The organism is Methylobacterium sp. CB376 (genome assembly GCF_029714205.1).
In the GTDB taxonomy this organism is placed as follows: domain Bacteria; phylum Pseudomonadota; class Alphaproteobacteria; order Rhizobiales; family Beijerinckiaceae; genus Methylobacterium.
The window spans coordinates 1,108,689-1,128,749 of the sequence record NZ_CP121648.1 but is presented as its reverse complement, the minus strand read 5'-3'; the positions used below and the strand labels follow the sequence as shown (position 1 = coordinate 1,128,749).

Genomic DNA, 20,061 nt, shown 5'->3' with positions numbered 1-20,061 from the left:
GCGACGAACCGGCATCCACTTCGTCGGAAAATGCTCTAGCGCCAGCCACCCTGCTGCGCCACTCGACCCTGTGGGTGATGACGGCAGGGGCGGAAACCGGCTATCCACCCCATCCTCCTGGGCCCGTAGCTCAACGGTTAGAGCCGGCCGCTCATAACGGTCTGGTTGCAGGTTCGAGTCCTGCCGGGCCCACCAATGACAGAGGCGGTGAACAACTTCCGCTTACGGCCTCTCGAAAGCAGCGCGCCCGTGGTCAGCCCCCATCGGAGTGGTCCGCCCTGAAGTATGGCTCTGAGCCGACGGAGGACGGACGCGATGGGAACGAGGAAACACAAGCCGGAAGAGGTCGTGGCCAAGCTGCGGCAGGTGGACGTGCTGGTCTCGCAGGGTCAGAGCGTGGCTGATGCGATCCGCGCGATCAGCGTGACCGAGGTCACCTCCTATCGCTGGCGCGAGGAGTTCGGTGGGCCGAAGTCCGACCAGGTGCGCCGGATGAAGGAGCTGGAGACCGAGAATGCCCGCAAGGCGATCGCGGACCTCACGCTCGACGGGCTGATCCGGCAGGAGGCCGCCCGGGGACACTGACCAGCCCCGCGCGCCGGCGCGCCTGCATCGAGCATGTCATGGACGTCCTGCACGTCTCCGAGCGGCGTGCCTGTCGCGCGCTCGGGCAGCATCGCTCGACGCAGCGCAAGAGGCCGCGGGGGAGAGACGACGAGGCGGCGCTGCTCGCTGACCTGATCGAGCCGGCGCACCGGTATGGCCGTCACGGCTACCGCAAGATCGCCGCGCTGCTGCGGGCGGCGGGCTGGCTGGTCAACGACAAGCGGGTGGAGCGGCTGTGGCGGCAGGAGGGGCTGAAGGTGCCGGCCCGCCAGCCCAAGAAGGGCCGGCTCTGGGACGGGGATGGCTCCTGTGTCCGGCTGCGGCCCGAGCATCGCGATCATGTCTCGTCCTACGACGTCGTCGAGGCGCGCACGCGTGACGGCCGCAAGGTCCTCCTGCTGAACGTGGTCGACGAGTTCACCCGCGAATGCCTCGCCATTCGGGTGGCGCGCAAGCTCAAGGCAGCGGATGCGATCGATGTGCTCTCGGACCTGTTCATCCTGCCCGGCGTTCCTCCGCACATTCGTTCAGACAACGGGCCCCGCCCCCTTCTGAAGGCCCTTTCTCGTTCAGGGGTGATCCATACCCCGCTTCATGCGAACGGCCGGCTTTTCAGCCCCTCCTACGCTCAGCCTGAGGAACTCGCAGGGCAGGATCCAGTAGCTCAGGTGAATGTGTCGGGCCGGCAGATCTGATTGGATGGGGGCCTTCACCGATGCAAGCGCACCTCTGCCCGCCCGGCGTCCTCCCCTCCGCCGCGGCGGGCTTTCTCCGACGCGGGGCGCGGGTAGTACGAACTGCCAAGCTCTGAATCGGCCGCCGACATGCTTCTCTGGCGGGGTTCTACTCTACGCGGCCTTCAGCCCGCCCGGCTCTGCCGCGGCGGGCTTCCTTCTGCAAGACGTCACGTTTTGCGGCCATGCCGCCCACGGCAGAGGGGCAGCGCATGGCCGACGACGTCGACATCCGGGACGCGCTGGAGGCGCTCCTCCGCGTGGCTGGCCAGATCTTCGACGTATGCGACCGGGACGGCAGCGGGGCCCCAGCGGCGTCGTTCGTCGTCGAGATCCAGGCTCACGCGTGTTGCGAGGCGCTGAACGGCCTGGAGAATCGCGAGCGGTACACGTGACGAAGCGGGTGGCCTGAGAGGCCCCTCGCGAGCCAGCGTTCCTTCGTGCGGGCCGGGCCGTCAGGGGGTCCATCGAACCCGACCCGCTGCCCACTGCCAGGGATCGGCACCCGGAGCAGGCGCCCGCAGATGAGCACAGTCGAGACACCCGCCCGCGGCACCCTGCCGGACGTCCTCACGCGCGTGGAAGCTGGCCCAACCCTCACTCCGCCGCGCGCAGCGTTTGATCGGGCGTGGGATTCAACCGCTCATGCATCTCACGCGAGGCCCTGAACGCCACGTCGCGCTTGGCCGGGACCTCCACTGCTTCGCCCGTCCGAGGGTTGCGACTTTGCCGCGCCTCTCTCGCCGTCGTCTTCAACACCCCGAAGCCGCGCAGCTCGATCCGGTCACCCTCCATCAGGGCCTCGGTGATCCGGTCCAGGACTGCGCGCACGAGCGCGTCAGCTTGGCCATGGGGAAGATGCGGGTTCAATGCCGCGACGCGTTGGATGAGCTGCGCTCTGAGCATGCGGGCACGATGAGACCGTCCGACACCTCCAACGTATCATAGGTTGGGGCGCGTTCTCTACGGCTGTGATCAAGTGACGCCGATCCTTATCGATCCCACTCTCTTTCTGCCCGCCCGGTATTCCCCCTCGCCGTGGCGGGCTTCTTTCGACTCTAGACCCCGCCCTCATGTGAACGGACCGCCCTCGCGCGAGTGCGCCTCGATCATGCCGAGCTGCCGGAAGGAGGTGCACCCTTGCGGCGGTGTTGGCCGAAGCTGAGCGCCTTGGCAAATTCGGAGCGCTGCGCGGCGTAGTTCGGCGCCACCATCGGGTAGTTCGGCGGCAGGCCCCACTTCTCTCGATATTGCTCGGGGGTGAGCCCACGCCCAGTCAGGTGGCGCTTCAGCGACTTGTAGGGCTTGCCGTCCTCCAGGCTGATGATCGCGTCCGGCGTCACCGTTTTCCTGATCGGGATCGGCGGCACCGGCTTGGCCGGCACCACCTCGGCGAGCTTGCCGAGTCCGCTGACCGCCTCGTGGACGCTACGGATTAATCCCGGCAGCTGGCCCGCCGGCACGGTGTTGTAAGATAAGAAGGCCGCAACAAGATCGGCCACCAGCTCGACGTTGCGCGCCGCGCTGCCCTCTGCCTCGGACATTCCCCCTCCTTGAACGTTCTGGCGTCTAGCTTACCTCAGAACTACGCCCATTCATCAATACAGCTCGTAATGCGCGACCATATCCCCACAGAGTGCTTGCAGTTAGAGTACTTAGCCTTCTCACCAGACGCACGAAGTTGCGTCGCGGCCCCACCGCGTTCGTCCTCCTCCGCATTTTGGTGGTCGATGATGAGCCCGCCATCCACCGCTTCCTGGCTCCGGTACTGGTGGCGAACGACTATGACGTGCGGAGAGCCGAGACGGGGGCCAGGCGCTGCAACGGATCGCATCCGATGCTCCGGATGCGGTTGTCCTCGGCCTGGGCCTGCCCGACATGGATGGAAAAGAAGTGATCGGTCGCGTGCGCGCCTGGTCGCAGGTGCCGATCGTGGTGCGCTCAGCCCGGGATCGAGAAGCGGAGAAGATCGCGGCGCTGGACCTGGGGGCCGATGATTTTGTGACTAAGCCTTTCGGGACCGGCGAACTGATGGCGCGTTTGCGGGCGGCTCTGCGGCACCGCCTGCACCAGGTTGGGGAGATGGCGGCGGTCCGGATCGGCGAGATTGAGATCGATATCCTACGTCGGCGCGTAACCCGAAATGATGTCGAGGTAAGGCTCTCGCCGAGGGAGTTTAACATACTTGCGCTTTTGACTCGGCACGCCGGACAGGTTGTCACTCACACGCAGGTTCTGAGCGCGGTCTGGGGGGGGCGTCGCACAAGGCGAATACCCAATATCTGCGCGTCTATGTGGGACACTTTCGCCAGAAACTCGAGCAGAATCAGGCAGAGCCGAGGATTGTCTTCACAGATCCAGGTATTGGCTACCGGGTTGCCGAATCGCGAAGCGTGGAGCCCGCGTCGGCTTGAGCGGACCACGGTAGGCCGGGGCCGAGGGGCAGCTTCCGACCCCTCTCGGACTCTCGGAAGGCCTGTTTACTGGCGGCCCGATTGACTTGGAGCAACCGGTCTTGGCCGGAAATGGCCTAACCGCTTTCGGCAGCGGATGCCCGATGCTGTTGAAAAACCCCCCGCATCTGCACGCCTCTGTATATATAGTAGGATGGCGGATGAGATATGACCACATATTGTGTGATCACCCCGGAATTTGTGCCACAAGCGGAGTTTTTCAACAGCATCGACCCCGAGCGGACGTTCAGCGGATCGCCGCAGATACCCACAATGACGACGTCCAAGCCGGGGGTTGCAGCGAGGCGCAGCAGGCTCACGTCCGCACCGTAGGCTCCGCCGCATCTGAGGCGCCGGCTGCGCGGGAAGCGGCGCAGCGGTCTTCTGCATAGATCGGCGCCCGCCCTCAATCCGCACCTGTCTAGAGCATTTTCCGACGAAGCGGATGCCGGTTCGTCGCGGACAATGCGGCAAGATCAAAGATCGAGAGCGGCACCCGATTGCAACGTGATCGGGTGCCGCTCTAGGAACGGAAGACGGATTGCGTGGTCAGGTCCTCGTGACACAAAGAGGACAGGCATTCGCGTCGCTTGACACCGACAAACACGGGTGGCCATCCTGAGGGAGTGGCCTTTTCATCTTCGTGTCCCCTGAGCGGCGCGAAGGCCGACGGCCGCGAACGGCCAGACCTCCGCTGCATAGATCCTGTGCGTCAGCCGAGCCGCCGTCGTATCAATATCAGGCGAAGGTCGGTGAACTCTGGAGGTTCCGATGATCGACGTCGTCCAATGGTCCTGGCGGCCCTTCGGCCGCGCTCTCATCGCGACCACAGCGGCCAGCGTATTGTCAGTGGGAAGCGGAGCCATCGCTTGCCCGCTTGGAAGTCACGACAGCCCGCGCGTGCGGCTTCTCCACACTCTGCTCCAGCCGAGGCCATCGGGCGCCACAGCCGAAATTGTGATCGCGCCGGCCCAGAACCACGCGCATCCCCGCCCGCCCGCCCGCAACGAACTCGGGACATATAGCCACGACCTCCCGAAAGGGGCGGCCGCGCCGACCTCGTCAGAGCCGCCGCCGCTCTATGACAACCTTGGTCGGCTCACTTGGCCGGAGGCCCGCCCTGCACACGCCGAGGCCGCCGCCTATTTCGATCAGGCCTATCGGCTTGCCTGGGCATTCAATCACGCCGAGGCTGCCCGGGCGTTCCGGGCGGCGCAAGTGCTCGATCCGAGCTGCGCCATGTGCTTCTGGGGCGAGGCCTGGGTGCTCGGCCCGCACATCAACTTCCCGATCGAGGCCGACGCGAATGCGCGAGCACTGGTTGCCCTCGATGAAGCCAAGCGCTTGGCCCCGTCCTCGGGACCGGTTGGCGCGGCGCTCATCACCGCGCTTGCGAAGCGCTACTCACCCGATGACAATGTGGATCGCAGGTCACTCGACCACGCCTATGCCGACGAGATGAAGGGCGTGCAGGCCCGGTTTCCAGAGAGCCCGGAGGTTGCGCTGCTCACGGCAGACGCCCTGATGAACCTGAGCCCGTGGGATTACTGGACGGACAACGGCCGGACCCCCAAAGGCGAAGCAAGGCGGATGATCGAGCTGATCGAAGGCGTGCTTGGTGAGAGCCAGGTAGGGGCTCTCGTTCCAGCACCCGATCACCCTGGGGCCATTCACCTCTACATCCACGCGGTAGAGGCTTCGGACCGACCCGAACGAGCCGTGCCACATGCCGAGCGGCTAGCCGACCTGATGCCGGGCGCCGGACACATCGTGCATATGCCGAGCCACATCTGGTATCGCGTCGGACGCTGGCGTGAGAGCCTCGACGCGAACCTGCAGGCCGCCGCCGTCGACGAGGCGCTAATCCGGCGAGGCGGCGCGAGCCTCCTCTATTCGGAGGCCTACTACGCCCACAACGTCCACTTCCTCCTCGCGTCGGCCACAATGGGTGGGGATGGGCAGACCGCGCTCGCCGCGGCCGAGAAGCTCGCCGGAATGGTCTCAGATCGAGCTAAGCGTGAAGTGCCCTGGTCGCAGCCGATCGCTGCTGCGCCCTACAGCGCTCATGCGCGGTTCTCGTCCCCAAGCACCATTTTGGCCTTGCCAGCCCCCGACGCGAACTTCCCGCTCGTTCGCGCGAATTGGCATTACGCCCGCGGCGTCGCCCTGGCGCGGCTCGGCCGGGGTGACCAAGCACGGTCGGAAGCCGCGGAGATCCGAAAGCTGGCCCAGCGGCCGGAGATCGCCGCCCTCGTGCCTGCCGGCGTTCCGGCGCCGGACGTCCTCGCCATCGCCGCGAAGCTGATAGAGGCCAGGGTGGCCCAGAACGCCCGCGATCATGCCCGCTCGGCTGCCCTGTTCAGGGAGGCTGCGGCGATCCAGGAGTTGCTGCCCTATATGGAGCCACCTTTTTGGTACTACCCCGTTCACCAATCGCTTGGTGCCGCGCTTTTGGCGCAAGGTCGGCTGGACGAGGCAGAGGCTGCGTTTCGCACGGCGCTCCGGCATTCGCCCAACAATGGTTGGGCGTCCGCAGGCCTGCTGAGGGTGGCCGAGGCACGGGGCGATAGAGCCGCCGCGAGCGAGGCGGAACGGCTGATCAAAAGCAACTGGTTCGGCGGCGATGTGCCGGCGCTCGACCGGCTCTGACACACCGCGCAACTCCGCAGATGTCGACCTGTGGCGGACCACAGTCTCGGGTCTTTCGCGCAGGACGCGCGTGACCGACGGCGCATGCCTGCCACGGACGGCCCCGTTCGAGTCGCGCGTTGATCAGCTGTCTGCCATCAACCTTTGAGTTCCCCCTCCACGAAGGCGCGAATGGCCCAGCGCTTCAATTTCCGCGCATCCGTATCATCCAGCTACAGTCACAACGGATTGTTCGGCTAATGTCCGCTTCGGAGAGTAAGCGATGTTTCCGGGCCACCATTCGGGCCTGCGCCTGAGGTGTGATCCTGGCGGTTCCTGCTTCGAACCCGGGATCCGCTTGTGTCTGGACTTGACCTTACGCTTGAGCCGGAGCGCGTGCGCCGCTTCGAGGTGATCACCGGTGCCGGCGGGCGACGGACCTGGTCGGCGGAGGCCAAGGCGCGCATCCTGGAAGAGACGCTCCTGCCGGGTGCGGTGGTGTCCGAGGTGGCGCGCTTCCCGCCCACCTGCCGCGTGTCGAGCGCGTGATCGACATCGCGAGCACCGTTTGCCCCTGTTGCTCGGGTACCCTGCATCGGATTGGCGAGGACCTGTCCGAGCGCCTCGACGTGGTGCCGGCCCAGGTCCGTGTGCTGGTGATCCGGCGTCCGCGCTACGCCTGCCGCGCCTGCCGCGCCTGCCGCGCCTGCGAGGACGTCGTCGTGCAGGCGCCCGCGCCCGCGCGACTGATCGAGGGCGGGCTGCCCACCGACGACCTCGTCGCGCAGGTCCTCGTCTCCAAGTTCGCCGATCACCTGCCGCTCTACCAGCAGGCGTAGATCCTCGCCCGCCAAGGCGTTTACCTCGACCGCTCGACCCTGGCCGACTGGGTCGGGCGCGCCGCCTTCCCGCTGCGGCCGGTGCACGCGCGGTTGCTGGAGCAGCTGAGGGCCTCGGGCAAGCTGTTCGCGGACGAGACCACCGCGCCGGTGCTCGACCCGGGTCGAGGTCGCACGAAGGCGGGGCAGCTTGACGGGCGAGTCGAGATCGACTCGAAGGTGGTCGAGCGCACCACCCGGCCCCCGGCCTTGACGAGAAAGAATGCCCTGTTTGCCGGCTCGGATGGCGGGGCGGAGCACTGGGCGGTGATCGCCTCACTGGTCGAGACGTGCAAGCTCGCCGGCATCGAGCCGCGCGGCTACCTCGCTGACGTGATCTCCCGCAGCGTCGAGGGGCATCCCAACAGCCGCCGCGACGAGCTGCTGCCCTGGGTCTACCCCGCCATGCCCACCGCCAAGGCCGTGGCCTGAGAACACCGCATACGCTCGGATCAGAGTTTCGGCAATTGAGTCATTCTGCGCAGCCGCTCCACGTACGCAACGACATTGTCATGCTCGCTGATCATGGATCGAAACGGTCCAGGAAGAGGCGTGTAAAATCCATTCGCGAGAAAACCGTAGACAGTTGCATCGAACGAAGAGACTCTCTCGCCGAGAAGGAATGGCTTATCAACCAGAATTCCAGCAAGCGCTGATATGTCCCGTCTGCCCAGCTCATAAATCTCCTCAGCAGGTCTAAGTGATAAGCCAACGCCGCGAAGCCGCCGGCGGTAGTCGCGGCGTAGTGCAGCGGCGAAAACTGGTCGGATTAGGGCCGGCAGAGCACCGAGCACTACCGGCTTGTAGATCCTCCAGACATCGTCTTCGAACCAGCGGCTGTACACACCGATCCAGTAATTCCCGCCTTCGAGCATCCGGCTGACCGCGTGACCGATGGCCGCTTGCTCGGGGCCGAGCCACCCGTCCAGCCTGTCACCGTACTTCGCCTTGACATGCTCGATGATGCGCTGGCTGTCGGCAACGATCACACCGTCGTCGTCGATGTAGGGCAACTGCTTGCGCGGTGCACGGCGGAACTCGGCCAGACCGGTGCGGCCCTCGTAGGGGAGGCCAGCCAGCCGGAGATAGGCCTGGACCTTGCCGCAGAAGGGGCTCGGGTCGAACCCCCACGCATCGCTGAAGTGGTACAGAATCACGGCTTGAGCCCTCGCACGCATGTAATCAGGTGCTTCGTCCTCCCAGACCCGGCAATCAGATCAAGGTATCTGGGCGCGATCTAAGCCTAATCGGTGCGCCTGAAGTGGCGAGTTTTCGCCCTGATCGGCTAAGGGCCTGAGAATCCGCCAGATCAATTTCGGTGAAAACAAATCACTTGGAGGCGCCAAGAGATTAACGACTTCGAAGAATTTGCGGCAGACCAGGGGATCGCAGGAAGCTACCGCATGAACGCGCTCCAGGTACCTGTTCACCAGCGCGGTCCCGGGTGGACGCTTCCCTTCGATCTCCGGAAACCGGAGATCTTCGGCCGTCGCGATGGTCCAGGGAATGTCGACGATCCGGCGAGTTCGCGCGTAGAAGCGCCGCGCCAAACCCTCGCGACCGCTCGCCAAAACGTCATCAAGCGCCTGTGCCTCGCTGGCCGCGACGGTCATGCCCTGGCCGTAGATGGGATTGAAGCTGCAGAGTGCATCGCCCAGCACGAGGTACCCGCCCGGGAAGCGGCGCATTCGCTCGTACAGCCGCCGTCGATTGGCTGGGAATCGGAATTGTTGGATCCCCGTCAGGGGGCAAGCGGAGGTGACGATGTCGTAGAGCGCCGACACCGGCAGGCTCGCGGCGAAGCGGTTCCAGCCCTCCTCGTCGGTCGGGGGATGATCACCGGCGCTGCCGCCGAGCGTGACGATCCAGCGGTCGCCCTCCACGCCCATGAGGCCGCCCATGCGCTTCCCCGCAGGCGGCGTCGACGCGATGATAGCGCCGAAGGAGCCGTACAACTCTCCCGGTCGCCGCCGGAAGACGCGCGTGGCGTACCCGACGTCGACCGATACCGCAGCCTCTTGTGGGCGACCGTAGCCCCACTGCTCAAGCCATTTGGGTGATTGAGAGCCTCGCCCACTCGCATCGACGACCAGATCAGCTCGGATCTCCTCAGCGGCAGGAAACCCGTGCCTCTCCACGACGAGGCCAACAACGCTGCCGGTCGCGGGATCGAACTTCGGCTGCTTCGCTTCCGCGTGCAGCAGGTCGACATTCGGCAGCGCCGTGACCCGGCGGCGGATGGCAGTCTCCAGACTGGGACGGCTCACGACCATGCCAGGCAGCCCGGCATCGTGGCGCAGCTTCCAGCGGCCGTACTGAAACCAGAGAAAGTCCCCCGCGACATCGCCGCGAGGCGCGCCGAGCGCCTCCAACTCGTCCATCATGTCCGGGAAATACGCATCCAGGATGCGGTACCCACCTGCGAGCAGCCCGTGCGCGTGGGCACCCTGCGGCACGCCTTTGCGCACGGCGGGCTCGTCCGGCAGGGTATCGCGCTCGACGAGCGTGACGCGGTCGAAATGCTGTCTGAGAACTCGTGCGGCGAGCAACCCCGCTATGCTGGCTCCGAGTACAACTGCGGACGATGGAGCTTTCGCCATGTCGCACTCCCACAGGCCGTACAGCTCGCATGTGAAGCGCCAGCTCGACGCTCTTCAGCAGCCCGGGTCTGCCTGGCGCCAAGCCTACGCTACTTGGCAACGCATGTTCATGCATACCATATTTGCATGAAGACCGGGTGCGACGTCAAACAGCGATTGAGGCGCACACCTCGGCCAACCGGAGCGAGAGAACGGACGAACGCCACTCCAGTTCTGCTCTATCTGCTTGTGTCTACAAGGAAAGCGTTCATATAGACTCACGTCCGCACGTCGCAGGCAACTCACGCGGACGGCATTTTGAGCCCTGCTGTTTCTGTCTCCGTGAGTATACCTGGTCAGATCGTCTGCGCTGCACAAAGGTAAGGGCCGCGACCAAGCGAACCCGCCAACAGAGGTGGCGTAGGGGGCTTAGCAGGCTCCCCACGACCTTCTCACGGCGATGCCCAGCTCAGGCCAGGAGCAAGTCCGAGCTGACCAGCGCGAGCTTGCCCGCGAGCTGGATCTTGAGCTCCGCCCCGTTGGCGGCATTGCCGTCCAGATCAGCCTGCACGTAGGCCTGGCCCGCGTCCTGATACCAGGTGACCGCTTTCGTGATGGACCGAGAGGCACGATCGCGGCCAGAGCATTTTCCGACGAGGTGGATGCCGGTTCGTCGCAGAAAATGCGGCAAGATCAAAGACCGAGAGCAGTACCTGATTGCAACGTGATCGGGTGCTGCTCGAGCGCAGGCGATGCAGGTCGTGCCGGCAGCGCGGGTCGAGGCACACGCCGAGGAGCAGCGCTCGGTCCACAGGCGCGTTCCGCGCTCCTGTGTCCATGCGTTCAGCCGGCTACTCGCTCCCGCGCCGCAGCGGCGCGTGATTGCTTGGCTTCGGCCTCCGTGGCCCAGGCCGCCAGCGCCACCTGCTGGGGTACCGTCTCCTCCATCCCCCACCAGATCGTTTCGCCGTTGCTCATCTTGGCGTAGCGGACCAGCCCGTACGTGCCCATCTCGACGATCCGTCCGGGACTCCATGCCTTGTCCAAGATACCCATCTGCACGGCTCCTTGACTGGGACCCACCCACGAACGGCGAACCCGATCCATAAGTTCACTCGGGCTTGGGATTTTTGCTCTTCATCAAGTCACGGCCGGTACCCGCAGGATCTGCCGCCGAATTTCCTGTCGATCCCAGATTCACCGCATTGACCAAATGCTCTGTCGAGTCCAGGAGTTGGTGTCCGCCAGGGATCAACAAATGACCGGCCCCGTCTCCAGCAGCTCTCTAGAACTCACGAGCGACATCGTCTCTGCGTACGTAGCGAACAACAGCGTGCGGATGACTGATCTGCCCGCCCTGCTCACGCGCGTATACGAGGCACTCGGCAACGTGCTGAACCCGCCGCCCCCGGCCGTTGAGGAGGCGCCGAAGGCGACCCCTGCCCAGATCAAGAAGTCCATCACGCCAGATGCCCTAATCAGCTTCATCGATGGCAAGCCCTATAAATCGCTGAAGCGGCACCTGACCGGCCACGGAATGACGCCCGCCGAGTACCGGGAGAAGTTCGGGCTGCCGCCGACGTACCCGATGGTGCCGGAAAACTACGCCAAGGCGCGTTCCGCGCTCGCGAAGGCCCTCGGCCTCGGCCAGATCCGGCGCGATCGGGCCGCCGCGAATGCAGCCACCTCGGATGCAAGCGGGAGCAAGCCGGCCAAGCGCGGGAGGCCGCGCAGGTCCAAGGCCGGCAGGTCCAAGGCCGCAGTCGAGTAGGTGCGGAGCTCGTTCCGATCGCGACAGGCCGCGCGCAAGCGCAGCCTGTCACTCGTCTCGGCCCTCCTCGTATTGGTCGGCGTGCTGATCGCGACCGTTGGGATGGTTCTCGCAAGCCAAGACCTCGTCGGCGCGTGGCTGGCGGTCCTGCGCTGATCTGCTGTGGCCTCCCGCCCGTCCTTGCGGATCGTCGGCACCTTGGAGAACACCCAACCGCCGCGTCCCCCGGAACGTTGCCGAACGTCTCCTGTTGGTCACGCAGGACAGCAATCGCAGATCACCACGATCGGGAGCGGACGCATCATGAGAGCAACCGGACGGGCAGTCCTCCTCGGCGCGGCGCTTCTCACCAGTCTGGCAGGAAGCGCTGGAGCGGCGGAGGACCAGGGAGCCGCCAAGTCGCCGGCCCGAGACCGAAGCGAGGCCGGCACGCCCACGGGGAGCGTAGGTGCGGGCGGCCTGTCCGGCTCGGGTGCCACGAAGAACGGCGCCCGCACCGGCGCCCCGGACACGAACCGCCCCGCCGGAACCCCCGCCCCAGCCGCCGGAACCGCGCGCTAAGCGCAGCGGCGCCCGCGGTGTCCGGCGCCTACTGCGAGCGTCGGCTGAACGACACTGCGTAGGCTTGGACGCGCGCATCGATGAGGGGATCGTCCGAGACCTCGATACCCTCGGTGAGTGCGTTCGGCATGAACAGCAGCGCCTTCTCGGCCTCTGCGCTGTCCGGCACAGCCTTGGTGACCGTCAGGGTGCCAAGGTCGACCATCTTCCGGCTCTCCGGCCACGGCTTCGTGGCGTCGTTGGTTGGGTCCCCTGCCTCGGCAAGTTGCGCCAGTACTCGGAACTTCGCGGGCTCCTTGGCGATGCGAGGGCCAATCTCAGCCATCAGGTAGTTCGGATCTCGCTTGGCCGCCTCCTCAGCGGACAGGATCTCCTCGCCCTGGGCGGGCACGAACCGGAAGCGGAACGGCTGCCGCGTGCCGTGCTTGTCCACGAAGATGAAGGCGTTCACGCCGTTGTATGTCTGTCGGGCGAAGCTCGACGGGGTCTTGGCCGTCTTGCCGGCCGTGGCAGCGGCGGGGTGGGTGGCGACGAAGCGCTCCAGCGCGGTCGGCTTCTTCGCATCGGGCCCGCTCTCGGACACCGCCTTCAGCAGGTCGCGGAACTCCTCACCTGTAGCAACAGGGAAGTAGGCAAGGGAGTTTGCGACGACGTCCATGTCCGACCCGTCGCCGAGCTTGAACTTGAGCGCCATGCCATGGGGATTAGCGTTAGCCGCGCCATCCGCAATCGTTGGGACGCCGGTCGCGTCCGAGAAGCGGATGGTCACTGGCACGGCCGTCCCCTTGAAGAGGGACGCCTTGCTGATCGTTGCCGCGTCGGCCGACGGGGTGAAGCTGCCCTCGGCGACCACGCCCTTGGCGTGGTTGGCCCGCTTGCCCGGGTGCTTGCCGAACAAGGTGTTCATCACGTCGATGGTCTGCTCGGCTGTCGAGGCGTCCTGTGCCACGGCCGGGAGGCCCATGACGAGAGGCAGCATGACGCCCGCGACCAGGGCATGCCCGCATCGTGAGACCAACATCCGTTCCTCTCCGGTCGTGAGGCGACCCGTGCGATGGGCCGCCCCGGCGAAATGGAACCCTTACGATCCAGGGCAAGCGCACGTGGCTTGAGTTTCGGTGGATGCACAAGCGGTTACCACAGGCCGGATCGCGACGTTCGCCCAGCAATTTGCATCCGTAGAGCGGACGGTCGCAAATCCATCTGTTCCGGTCTCACGTCTCTGGTTCACCAAGCAGCCTGAAAGCGGACCTCCTCAGGACCGCCTGGGGTCGGAAGCAGCCCCTCGCGGCAGGTATCAAGCGTCAGATTTGGACCACTAGAGCAGTACCCGATCACGTTGCAATCGGGTACTGCTCTAGGTCTTTGATCTTGCCGCATTTTCTGCGACGAACCGGCATCCACTTCGTCGGAAAATGCTCTAGCAACATTGGTGAAGTGAGGTGCTTGCCAATCTGGGCAGCGATGCTGTCTCCCTGGCTTCTGCTGCAAATTCGAGACGCAGGCGCCGCTTCACCTGAGCGTTCTCGTCTGCGAGTTCGATGAGGATCTTCGCGAGGCGCTCGGCGCCGAGTGCCGTCAGATTGGCAACGCTCACCGTCTTCTTGGACGCCATGCCGTTCACCTCCTCGCTCAGGCAGGAGGGTAGCGTGGCTTGAGCAGCCCGCGTCTCGGCCCACCAAGCAGGGCAGAGTGCCCCACCGCTCGCATGAGCACGCACTGGAGAGACGGCAAGGAGCAAGTGCTCCCTGGGGCTCATCACGCTCCCAATGTCGACGAGCAACTTGGTGCCTTGGAACGGCGTCGCGGCTTCCGGTTTGATCTGCGGCTCCGTCCTCCCCGTGTGCGCGGTCCGGCGCAGATCTCAGCACTCGCCTCCGCCCAAATCTCTGGTAGGAAACCACGGAGTCTCAGATCTGCAACAATACAAGAGCAAGGGAGGGAGTTCGTCATGGAAGAGATCGAGACCAGAGCCATTCGCAGAGTCATGTGGCGGCTGATGCCGTTCCTATTTGTCTGCTATTTTGTCGCTTACCTAGATCGGGTGAATGTTGGCTTCGCTAAGTTACAAATGAATGCGGCCATCGGGCTGTCGGAGTCTGCTTACGGCTTCGGGGCCGGTCTCTTTTTCATTGCCTATTTCCTGCTGGAGGTGCCTTCCAACCTCGCTCTGGACAAGTTCGGAGCGCGGTTGTGGATCGCTCGCATTATGCTGAGCTGGGGCATCATCTCCGCCATGTTTGCCTTCATTGCTCCGATTTCGAAGGCAACTGGGGTCTCAAGCGAGTGGGTGTTCTACATCCTGCGCTTCTTGCTCGGCATCGCCGAGGCGGGCTTCTTCCCCGGCATCATCTTCTATCTCACGCTCTGGTTTCCCTCCGTCTACCGCGCCCGTGTGGTGGCGCTGTTCATGCTGGCCATCCCCTTCTCCTCGATCGTCGGTGCGCCAGTATCGGGGGCCCTGCTGAACGTCACCGGCGCCGGGCTCGACGGTTGGCAGTGGCTGTTCATCCTCGAGGCCCTGCCGTCGATCGTGATGGCGCTCGCGGTCATTCTCTACCTCACTGATCGGCCGGCCCTCGCGGCTTGGCTGCCGGATGACGAGAAGGCATGGCTCGAGGCGCGCCTCGAGGCAGAGCGCAAGCAGAAGACCGCCGTCGAGCACCTCAGCATTGGCAAGGCGCTCTCCGATCCGCGGGTGCTGGCGTGCTCGTTCGTCTACTTTTGCCTGAACGCGGCCAGCTACGGGGTCGCGTTCTTCCTGCCCACCATCGTCAAGGGCTTCGGCGTCAGCAACTTCCAGACCGGCCTGCTCTCCGCGCTGCCGTTCGTGTTCGGCGCGGTCGGGATGGTTCTCCTGGGCCGCAACTCCGATCGCACGCTGAAGCGTCGGGAGCATGTGTGCTTTGCCATGGTCCTCGCCGCTGTCGGTGTCGCGGGCGCAGGGCTGGTCTCGAGCCCGGTCCTGGTGCTTGGTTTGTTGTGCCTGAGCCAGATCGGGGTGTCAGCGACGCCACCGCTTCTGTGGCCGATCCCGAGCGCCTTTCTGACGGGCACCTCGGCCGCGGCCGGGATAGCGGCAATCAACTCGATCGGGAATCTGTCCGGCTTCGCGGGGCCTTACGTAATGGGCTATCTCAAAGATCTGACGGGCAACTTCACCGCCGGGTTGCTTGTCCTGGGCGGCTGCACCCTCGCCGGGGGCATCGTCGCGATGACGTTGAGGGTCAACAGGGATTTGGAGGCCGCCGAGGCCAACAAGCCCGTCCTGGCGGAGTGACCGCGGGAGGGCTGAGGCCGAGGCCGGGGGCCTTGCTGAACCCGCCCAGGCCGGGCGCGAAGAACCGGTCGCGGATCCCTGACGCGGCAAGCGTTGAGAGAGCGCCGCCGCGATCGGGCGCCCTGGCCACCGGCTTGAGTTGATGCTGGTGGCCAGGGCCAGCCTATCGAGCCTCGCAGGATGCGTGGACGATAGAGGGCTGCGCGGCGGAGACGAGCGTCGGCCGCGCAGTATCTCTCAGGTCTAAGTGTAGGCTGGAGCGTCGACGGCGACCGGCCCGACCGGCCGCCAGGGGGCGCCGCGGCCGGTGAGGCGCCGCTTCAGGTCCTGGAACCCGAGATAGAGCGCGAGTCCGCGGCCCCGCAGCCCCGGCAGCGCCTTCGAGCCGAGGCCGGTCCAGGGCAGGAACGGGGTGCGGCGGATGCAGGTGTGGACCCTCGGACGAGACTGGCGTCCGGATCGAAGGCAGCAACGCGTACCGTCGGGTGTTCCGCTCGGACGAAGCGGTGGTGCATCAGGCCGCCCCGACGCGGGCTGCCTCCATCGTGCACGCGATGATGGACGGGCACCGGCCCGCGGTGTGGATCTCTGACCGCTACACCGCCCAGCAGGGCCACGGCGTGCGGCACCAGACCTGCCTGGCGCATCTGGCTCGTGACGTCGCCTACGCGGTCGAGGTGAGCGACGACCCGGTGCCGCTGCGCCTGCAACTGTGGCTCGGGTCGGTGTTCAGCCTGGCCGAGCGCGTCACCGATCTGGCCGCCTCGACGCTCTCGGCCAAGCGCCGGTCGCTGGAGCGGCCGGTCGCTGGAGCGGCGGCTGTCGGACATCCTGTCCGCCCCGAGCCGGCGCGCGATGTGGGCGGCCAAGGGTGAGGCAGACGTGCGCACGGTCGTCGACACCGCCCGCCTCTCGGGGACCGGCACCTTCGCCACCCTCCTCAAGACCATCGGCGCCTGATCGCCTCCCGCATCGGCCCATACATCGCAAGCAAGCTCAGCCGGCTCCGACACCGGGCCGGACCCCCCCTGGGTAATGACCAGCAGCCAGGCGAAATAGCTCTCGGCAGCGCAACAGGGGCAGCGAGCCGGGTTTGCCATCGAACGTTAGAACCCCCGGCCCGCCGGCAGCACTGGCTCCTGATGAGGTCAGAAGACGCAGCGCTGCGATCCGATCATGCGCGCAGCCGCGACGTCGTCGTTGAGCTAGAGCAACGGTCGCGCCCGCGATCGACGCGGCGCGGGTGCGCGCTGCAGGTGGAAGGGCTCGGCCCAGCCGAGATCGCCCGGCGGCTCGGGATCGCGCGAACCGGGACCTATCAGCTGCCTGGCCTGATCCGGGCTGGACGCCGGCTACAGACCTCAAGGTTGGCCGGAGACGGGCTTTTCGCCTCGGGCCGCCCCCTTAATCGGCAGACTCGCGGGCTTCCTCGTGGATCAGGTCTGACGCTCGATAGCCACGCGCGAGGTCCGCTACGGCTGGATTTTGTTGAAAAACTTAGAGGCGACGTCTGAAGCGTCGCCCTATGCTGCGCACAAGGCACCCATAAATTCGGACGTAAAACGCAAGCCCATCCGTGGTCGACCCATGAGAGGTAGAGCATTTCGTCTTGAACAATGACAATACCGCCAACCCGGCCAGCGGATGGGTGATGAAGAGGCTTCGAACGTGCCACAGGCTGTAAGTGAAAACTGCCTCACTCACTTCGGTGTAAGTGCCGTGACTTCCCAGAAAATAGTGTCCGTTTACGATCTTGCCATTTCCAGCGTCGCCCCCGAGAAAAGCAGCTGCGATACTAAACGCAATGAAATTCGTTGCGCCGACTGCGATAAAACCGAGAAGCACGGCCAATTTGATCTTTTCATTGCTCTGGTTCATACTGTCAACGGTGTCGATCCGCGCTGTCTCGGGGGAAATCTGTTTCATAACCAAAGTATGCACACGATACGCGTCGGTGAGCAAAGCCGCTGTGATCATCAGCACAAAGGGACGTCCGCGAATGCAGCTTCGTCCCGTGCTGTACGCGTGGACTGAAGCAGCCTTGTCGTCTTCCGTTCTTATCGGCCATCTCAGGCAGAAGCCTGGGCCCGCGAGTCTTCCCAGTACCCGATAGAACGCGAGGGAGGGGCCATCAGGGCCGCGACGTGGGCCTCCGCCGACCTCGCCAAGCCGATCAGATCATAGCCGCCCTCCAGCAGTGATACCATGCGCGCCCCACTCACCTGGTCGGCGATGTCTACGAGCCGCTGTGTCGCCCAGCCGAAATCTGCTTCTGTGAGGTTCAGGTCCGACAACGGGTCCCGCCAATGCGCGTCGAACCCGGCCGAGATCAGGATAAGGTCTGGGCGAAAGGCCCTGATCCTGGGCAGCACCGCCACATCGAGGGACTCGCGGAACATCGTGCCGTCAGCACCGGGAGGGAGTGGCACATTCACGATCGTGTCGTGTTCGCCGCGCTCGGACACAGCACCCGAACCCGGGTAGAGAGGCCACTGATGCGTCGAGCAGAAGAGGACGCTCGCGTCGCTCCAGAAGATCTCCTGGGTTCCGTCCCCGTGATGGGCATCCCAGTCCACGATGGCGATCCGCGCGGCGCCGTGGACGGCCTGAGCGTGGCGGGCTGCGACGGCGACGTTGTTGAAGAAGCAGAAGCCCGTGGCGCGCGCGCGCCCGGCATGGTGGCCAGGCGGACGCATGGCCGAGAAGGCGTTCCGCACCTGTCCGGTCATGACCTCGTCGACCGCTTGCACGGCAGCGCCGGCACTGCGCAGGACCGCCTCCAAGGTGCCCGGCGAGGCAGGCGTGTCGTCATCCGCCAGCACACAGTCGCCCCGCCTGAGGCCCTCGATCATGGCTGCGACATAGGCTTCGTCATGCGCGCGGATCAGGGCCGTGCGCGCGACGAGCGGCGACTGCTCTCGGACCAAGCCCGCGAAGCGCTCCTGTTCCAGGGTTCGCTCGACGACCCGGATGCGATCCGCTCGCTCGGGATGGCCCAGAGGCGCAAGATGAGCCAGTGCGGCTGCATGCGTCAGGTGCAGCGTCGTCATTCAGACCCTCCCCGGTTGCCTTCGCCCTGCGCTTTTCCTCACGGGGCGCTCGTGGCCGTTTGCCTTTGCTCCGTAGGCCGAGAGCTTCTCATCGCTCAGCTTCGGGGCTCGACCGAGTAGCACTCTGACAAGGCGTCACGGCACTGTCGTTGAGCTGGGTCAGCCCCCCGAGCGCGTTCCAGCCTCGCGCTTACGCGAACGGGACGCCTCGCGCATGAGGTCCGGCAGGATGAAAGAAGGCCGCTCCTGAGGAGCGGCCTGAGGTCGGGGAGGAGATCGCGAAGAGCCCTGCCACGCTGCGGTGTGCGCCACTTGACCCGGTGGGCCTCTGCCTAGACCAGCGGGGACGACGGCGGCTTCTGACCTCAGCCGCCTCGAAAGCCTCACGATCCCAGCCACGCTTACCGACGGCTCAGCAGCGGGGAGCGCTCGTGGCCCAGGTCCGCGTTCTCGACCCGATCACCGCCTGCGTCGTGGTCATCGTCGTCCCGGACTGGAGCGGCATCGACGTTTCGGTCTGTCTCGGCGGCCTCGCCGCTCCTGGGTTATTCCAAGGGACACGATCTCGACGTGAAGCCCGGGGCGGCCCGCGCCTAACCAACCTTTCAGCTGTCAGCTCGGATTTCCTGGATATTGCGTAGTACCGTCTGGGATAGATACCCAGGGAAGCTTTTCGGCAACCCAAATGTGCACCGACGGGGCGAGCCATGTCGCGTCATCAAGCGTTCCTGCCTTGATGAATGCAACCGGTCCATAGGCTGCGCCATGACTGTAGATATGCGAGCCGCAGCTACTGCAGTAGTAGCGGTAAAACGGCTGCCCGCTCGCGCCGCTGTGGTCAATATAGGGCCGCAATGCGTCACCCTGTGTGGTGAGACTATCTTGAGGTATCGCCACGTTCATGGAGAAGGCTGATCCAGAATTCTTCTGGCAGGTTTTGCAGTGACATATGACCTGCATGGCCGGTTCAGCCTCGGACCGGTAGCGAACGGCACCGCAGAGGCACCCACCTTCGATCCTAGCCATAGCCTTCCCTCATCGCTCTCTGCGGCGCAAAAATCGACCTACTCTCAATTCAACTCTGCAATGTTCATAGTTACAAGACAGGGCCTCTGACCTAATTATCGGCCGCGGTCCGAGTAGAGTGTGTCGGGCCGTCCCACGAGAGTCCGCCGCGGGCCCGCTGAGCGGCTGCGTTGGCCGTAGCGAAGGCGGGCAAGGGAGTCACGGCCGAACCGCCCTTGCACCGGCCGGCACCGTAGCCCGCGCGGTGGCCCGGAAGGCCGAGCCGGGGACCTCGATCCCCTCAAAGAACCCGGGGGCTTCAAGAGCCGCGAGCGCGACGCGATCGACCACGAAGGCCCGCCCGAGCTGGCCCGGGGCGGAGTGGTAGCGCGCCAGGACGGCTTGCGGATGTGCTGAAACAGTGCAGCGGCCGGGTCCAGCCTGCACAGCGAGCTCGGCCGCCAGCTACAGCAACCGGCCCGCCTGAGGTCTTGGGCGGTCAATCGGTCGCTGTCT

The 20,061-nt window shown here is 65.3% G+C and carries 16 protein-coding genes, 1 tRNA gene and 4 pseudogenes; 10 read left to right on the top strand and 11 right to left on the bottom strand.

The genetic code is table 11. The features are described 5' to 3' along the window. Positions 1-119: 119 nt before the first annotated feature. The 3 genes and pseudogenes from QA634_RS05010 to QA634_RS05000 all read left to right on the top strand — a co-directional run bounded on the left by QA634_RS05010 (position 120) and on the right by QA634_RS05000 (position 1,735). Positions 120-195: transfer RNA gene (locus QA634_RS05010), tRNA-Ile, on the top strand. A 120-nt stretch (positions 196-315) separates the two neighbouring features. Then, a pseudogene (locus QA634_RS05005) lies at positions 316-1,169 on the top strand (IS3 family transposase); the annotation flags it as partial. Between the two features lie 383 nt (positions 1,170-1,552). Further along, the gene (locus QA634_RS05000; protein WP_043700840.1) at positions 1,553-1,735 is read left to right on the top strand and encodes a hypothetical protein; all 183 of its coding nucleotides are present in this window, start codon (positions 1,553-1,555) and stop codon (positions 1,733-1,735) included. A 202-nt stretch (positions 1,736-1,937) separates the two neighbouring features. On the opposite strand, the gene QA634_RS04995 is transcribed toward QA634_RS05000, so the two are convergent. Together QA634_RS04995 and QA634_RS04990 are read right to left on the bottom strand one after the other, a co-directional pair. Continuing rightward, on the bottom strand, positions 1,938-2,246 hold the full coding sequence (locus tag QA634_RS04995) for an HU family DNA-binding protein (protein WP_012330955.1): 309 nt from the start codon (positions 2,244-2,246) through the stop codon (positions 1,938-1,940). A 203-nt stretch (positions 2,247-2,449) separates the two neighbouring features. Next, positions 2,450-2,884 carry a MucR family transcriptional regulator gene (locus QA634_RS04990; protein WP_012330954.1) on the bottom strand — a complete coding sequence of 145 codons (435 nt, stop codon included), beginning with the start codon at positions 2,882-2,884 and terminating at the stop codon, positions 2,450-2,452. Between the two features lie 137 nt (positions 2,885-3,021). Here QA634_RS04990 and QA634_RS04985 point away from each other — a divergent pair. The 4 genes and pseudogenes from QA634_RS04985 to QA634_RS04970 all read left to right on the top strand — a co-directional run. Continuing rightward, a pseudogene (locus QA634_RS04985) lies at positions 3,022-3,754 on the top strand (response regulator). Positions 3,755-4,564: 810 nt separating this feature from the next. Beyond that, a complete protein-coding gene (locus QA634_RS04980) occupies positions 4,565-6,442 on the top strand; it encodes a tetratricopeptide repeat protein (protein WP_012330953.1) in 1,878 nt (625 codons plus the stop codon). Between the two features lie 339 nt (positions 6,443-6,781). Beyond that, positions 6,782-6,970, top strand: coding sequence for a transposase (locus QA634_RS04975; RefSeq protein ID WP_150108577.1), 189 nt, complete (start codon positions 6,782-6,784; stop codon positions 6,968-6,970). Further along, positions 6,931-7,731: pseudogene (locus QA634_RS04970) on the top strand (IS66 family transposase); the annotation flags it as partial. The gene QA634_RS04975 and the pseudogene QA634_RS04970, both read left to right, overlap by 40 nt. Positions 7,732-7,751: 20 nt before the next feature. Here the strand turns inward: QA634_RS04970 and QA634_RS04965 are convergent. The 4 genes from QA634_RS04965 to QA634_RS04950 all read right to left on the bottom strand — a co-directional run bounded on the left by QA634_RS04965 (position 7,752) and on the right by QA634_RS04950 (position 10,934). After that, entirely contained in the window at positions 7,752-8,456 is a 705-nt protein-coding gene (locus tag QA634_RS04965) for a glutathione S-transferase family protein (RefSeq protein ID WP_265576532.1), read from the bottom strand. Positions 8,457-8,516: 60 nt separating this feature from the next. Beyond that, positions 8,517-9,899, bottom strand: a complete 1,383-nt coding sequence (locus QA634_RS04960; protein ID WP_012330951.1) for an NAD(P)/FAD-dependent oxidoreductase — start codon at positions 9,897-9,899, stop codon at positions 8,517-8,519. A 448-nt stretch (positions 9,900-10,347) separates the two neighbouring features. Beyond that, entirely contained in the window at positions 10,348-10,569 is a 222-nt protein-coding gene (locus QA634_RS04955) for a hypothetical protein (protein WP_150108576.1), read from the bottom strand. Positions 10,570-10,721: 152 nt separating this feature from the next. Then, on the bottom strand, positions 10,722-10,934 hold the full coding sequence (locus tag QA634_RS04950; RefSeq protein WP_012330949.1) for a hypothetical protein: 213 nt from the start codon (positions 10,932-10,934) through the stop codon (positions 10,722-10,724). A gap of 202 nt (positions 10,935-11,136) precedes the next feature. On the opposite strand from QA634_RS04950, the gene QA634_RS04945 reads away from it, so the two are divergent. Continuing rightward, positions 11,137-11,649: a MucR family transcriptional regulator gene (locus QA634_RS04945; RefSeq protein ID WP_012330948.1), complete on the top strand. Its 513-nt coding sequence runs from the start codon at positions 11,137-11,139 to the stop codon at positions 11,647-11,649. 589 nt (positions 11,650-12,238) lie between these two features. Here QA634_RS04945 and QA634_RS04940 read toward each other — a convergent pair. Continuing rightward, entirely contained in the window at positions 12,239-13,231 is a 993-nt protein-coding gene (locus QA634_RS04940) for a catalase family peroxidase (protein WP_012330946.1), read from the bottom strand. Positions 13,232-13,630: 399 nt separating this feature from the next. Next, complete coding sequence (locus tag QA634_RS04935; RefSeq protein WP_150108575.1) at positions 13,631-13,825, bottom strand: DUF6880 family protein; 195 nt, start codon at positions 13,823-13,825, stop codon at positions 13,631-13,633. A gap of 336 nt (positions 13,826-14,161) precedes the next feature. On the opposite strand from QA634_RS04935, the gene QA634_RS04930 reads away from it, so the two are divergent. Together QA634_RS04930 and QA634_RS04925 are read left to right on the top strand one after the other, a co-directional pair. After that, positions 14,162-15,490, top strand: coding sequence for an MFS transporter (locus QA634_RS04930; protein WP_012330945.1), 1,329 nt, complete (start codon positions 14,162-14,164; stop codon positions 15,488-15,490). 437 nt (positions 15,491-15,927) lie between these two features. Next, positions 15,928-16,450: pseudogene (locus QA634_RS04925) on the top strand (IS66 family transposase); the annotation flags it as partial. Positions 16,451-16,987: 537 nt separating this feature from the next. Here the strand turns inward: QA634_RS04925 and QA634_RS04920 are convergent. From QA634_RS04920 to QA634_RS35750, 3 genes are all read right to left on the bottom strand, one after another. Then, positions 16,988-17,473, bottom strand: a complete 486-nt coding sequence (locus QA634_RS04920) for a hypothetical protein (RefSeq protein WP_150108574.1) — start codon at positions 17,471-17,473, stop codon at positions 16,988-16,990. Positions 17,474-17,559: 86 nt separating this feature from the next. Then, positions 17,560-18,540: a histone deacetylase family protein gene (locus tag QA634_RS04915; RefSeq protein WP_012330943.1), complete on the bottom strand. Its 981-nt coding sequence runs from the start codon at positions 18,538-18,540 to the stop codon at positions 17,560-17,562. Between the two features lie 612 nt (positions 18,541-19,152). Continuing rightward, on the bottom strand, positions 19,153-19,500 hold the full coding sequence (locus tag QA634_RS35750) for a GFA family protein (RefSeq protein WP_415926911.1): 348 nt from the start codon (positions 19,498-19,500) through the stop codon (positions 19,153-19,155). Between the last annotated feature and the right edge of the window lie 561 nt (positions 19,501-20,061).

Coding starts and splice junctions, on each gene's coding strand:
- QA634_RS04995 (WP_012330955.1), bottom strand. CDS start 2,246: ATGCTCAGAGCGCAGCTCATCCAACGCGTCGCGGCATTGAACCCGCAT.
- QA634_RS04915 (WP_012330943.1), bottom strand. CDS start 18,540: ATGACGACGCTGCACCTGACGCATGCAGCCGCACTGGCTCATCTTGCG.
- QA634_RS04990 (WP_012330954.1), bottom strand. CDS start 2,884: ATGTCCGAGGCAGAGGGCAGCGCGGCGCGCAACGTCGAGCTGGTGGCC.
- QA634_RS35750 (WP_415926911.1), bottom strand. CDS start 19,500: ATGCAGGTCATATGTCACTGCAAAACCTGCCAGAAGAATTCTGGATCA.
- QA634_RS04960 (WP_012330951.1), bottom strand. CDS start 9,899: ATGGCGAAAGCTCCATCGTCCGCAGTTGTACTCGGAGCCAGCATAGCG.
- QA634_RS04945 (WP_012330948.1), top strand. CDS start 11,137: ATGACCGGCCCCGTCTCCAGCAGCTCTCTAGAACTCACGAGCGACATC.
- QA634_RS04935 (WP_150108575.1), bottom strand. CDS start 13,825: ATGGCGTCCAAGAAGACGGTGAGCGTTGCCAATCTGACGGCACTCGGC.
- QA634_RS04940 (WP_012330946.1), bottom strand. CDS start 13,231: ATGTTGGTCTCACGATGCGGGCATGCCCTGGTCGCGGGCGTCATGCTG.
- QA634_RS05000 (WP_043700840.1), top strand. CDS start 1,553: ATGGCCGACGACGTCGACATCCGGGACGCGCTGGAGGCGCTCCTCCGC.
- QA634_RS04950 (WP_012330949.1), bottom strand. CDS start 10,934: ATGGGTATCTTGGACAAGGCATGGAGTCCCGGACGGATCGTCGAGATG.
- QA634_RS04930 (WP_012330945.1), top strand. CDS start 14,162: ATGGAAGAGATCGAGACCAGAGCCATTCGCAGAGTCATGTGGCGGCTG.
- QA634_RS04980 (WP_012330953.1), top strand. CDS start 4,565: ATGATCGACGTCGTCCAATGGTCCTGGCGGCCCTTCGGCCGCGCTCTC.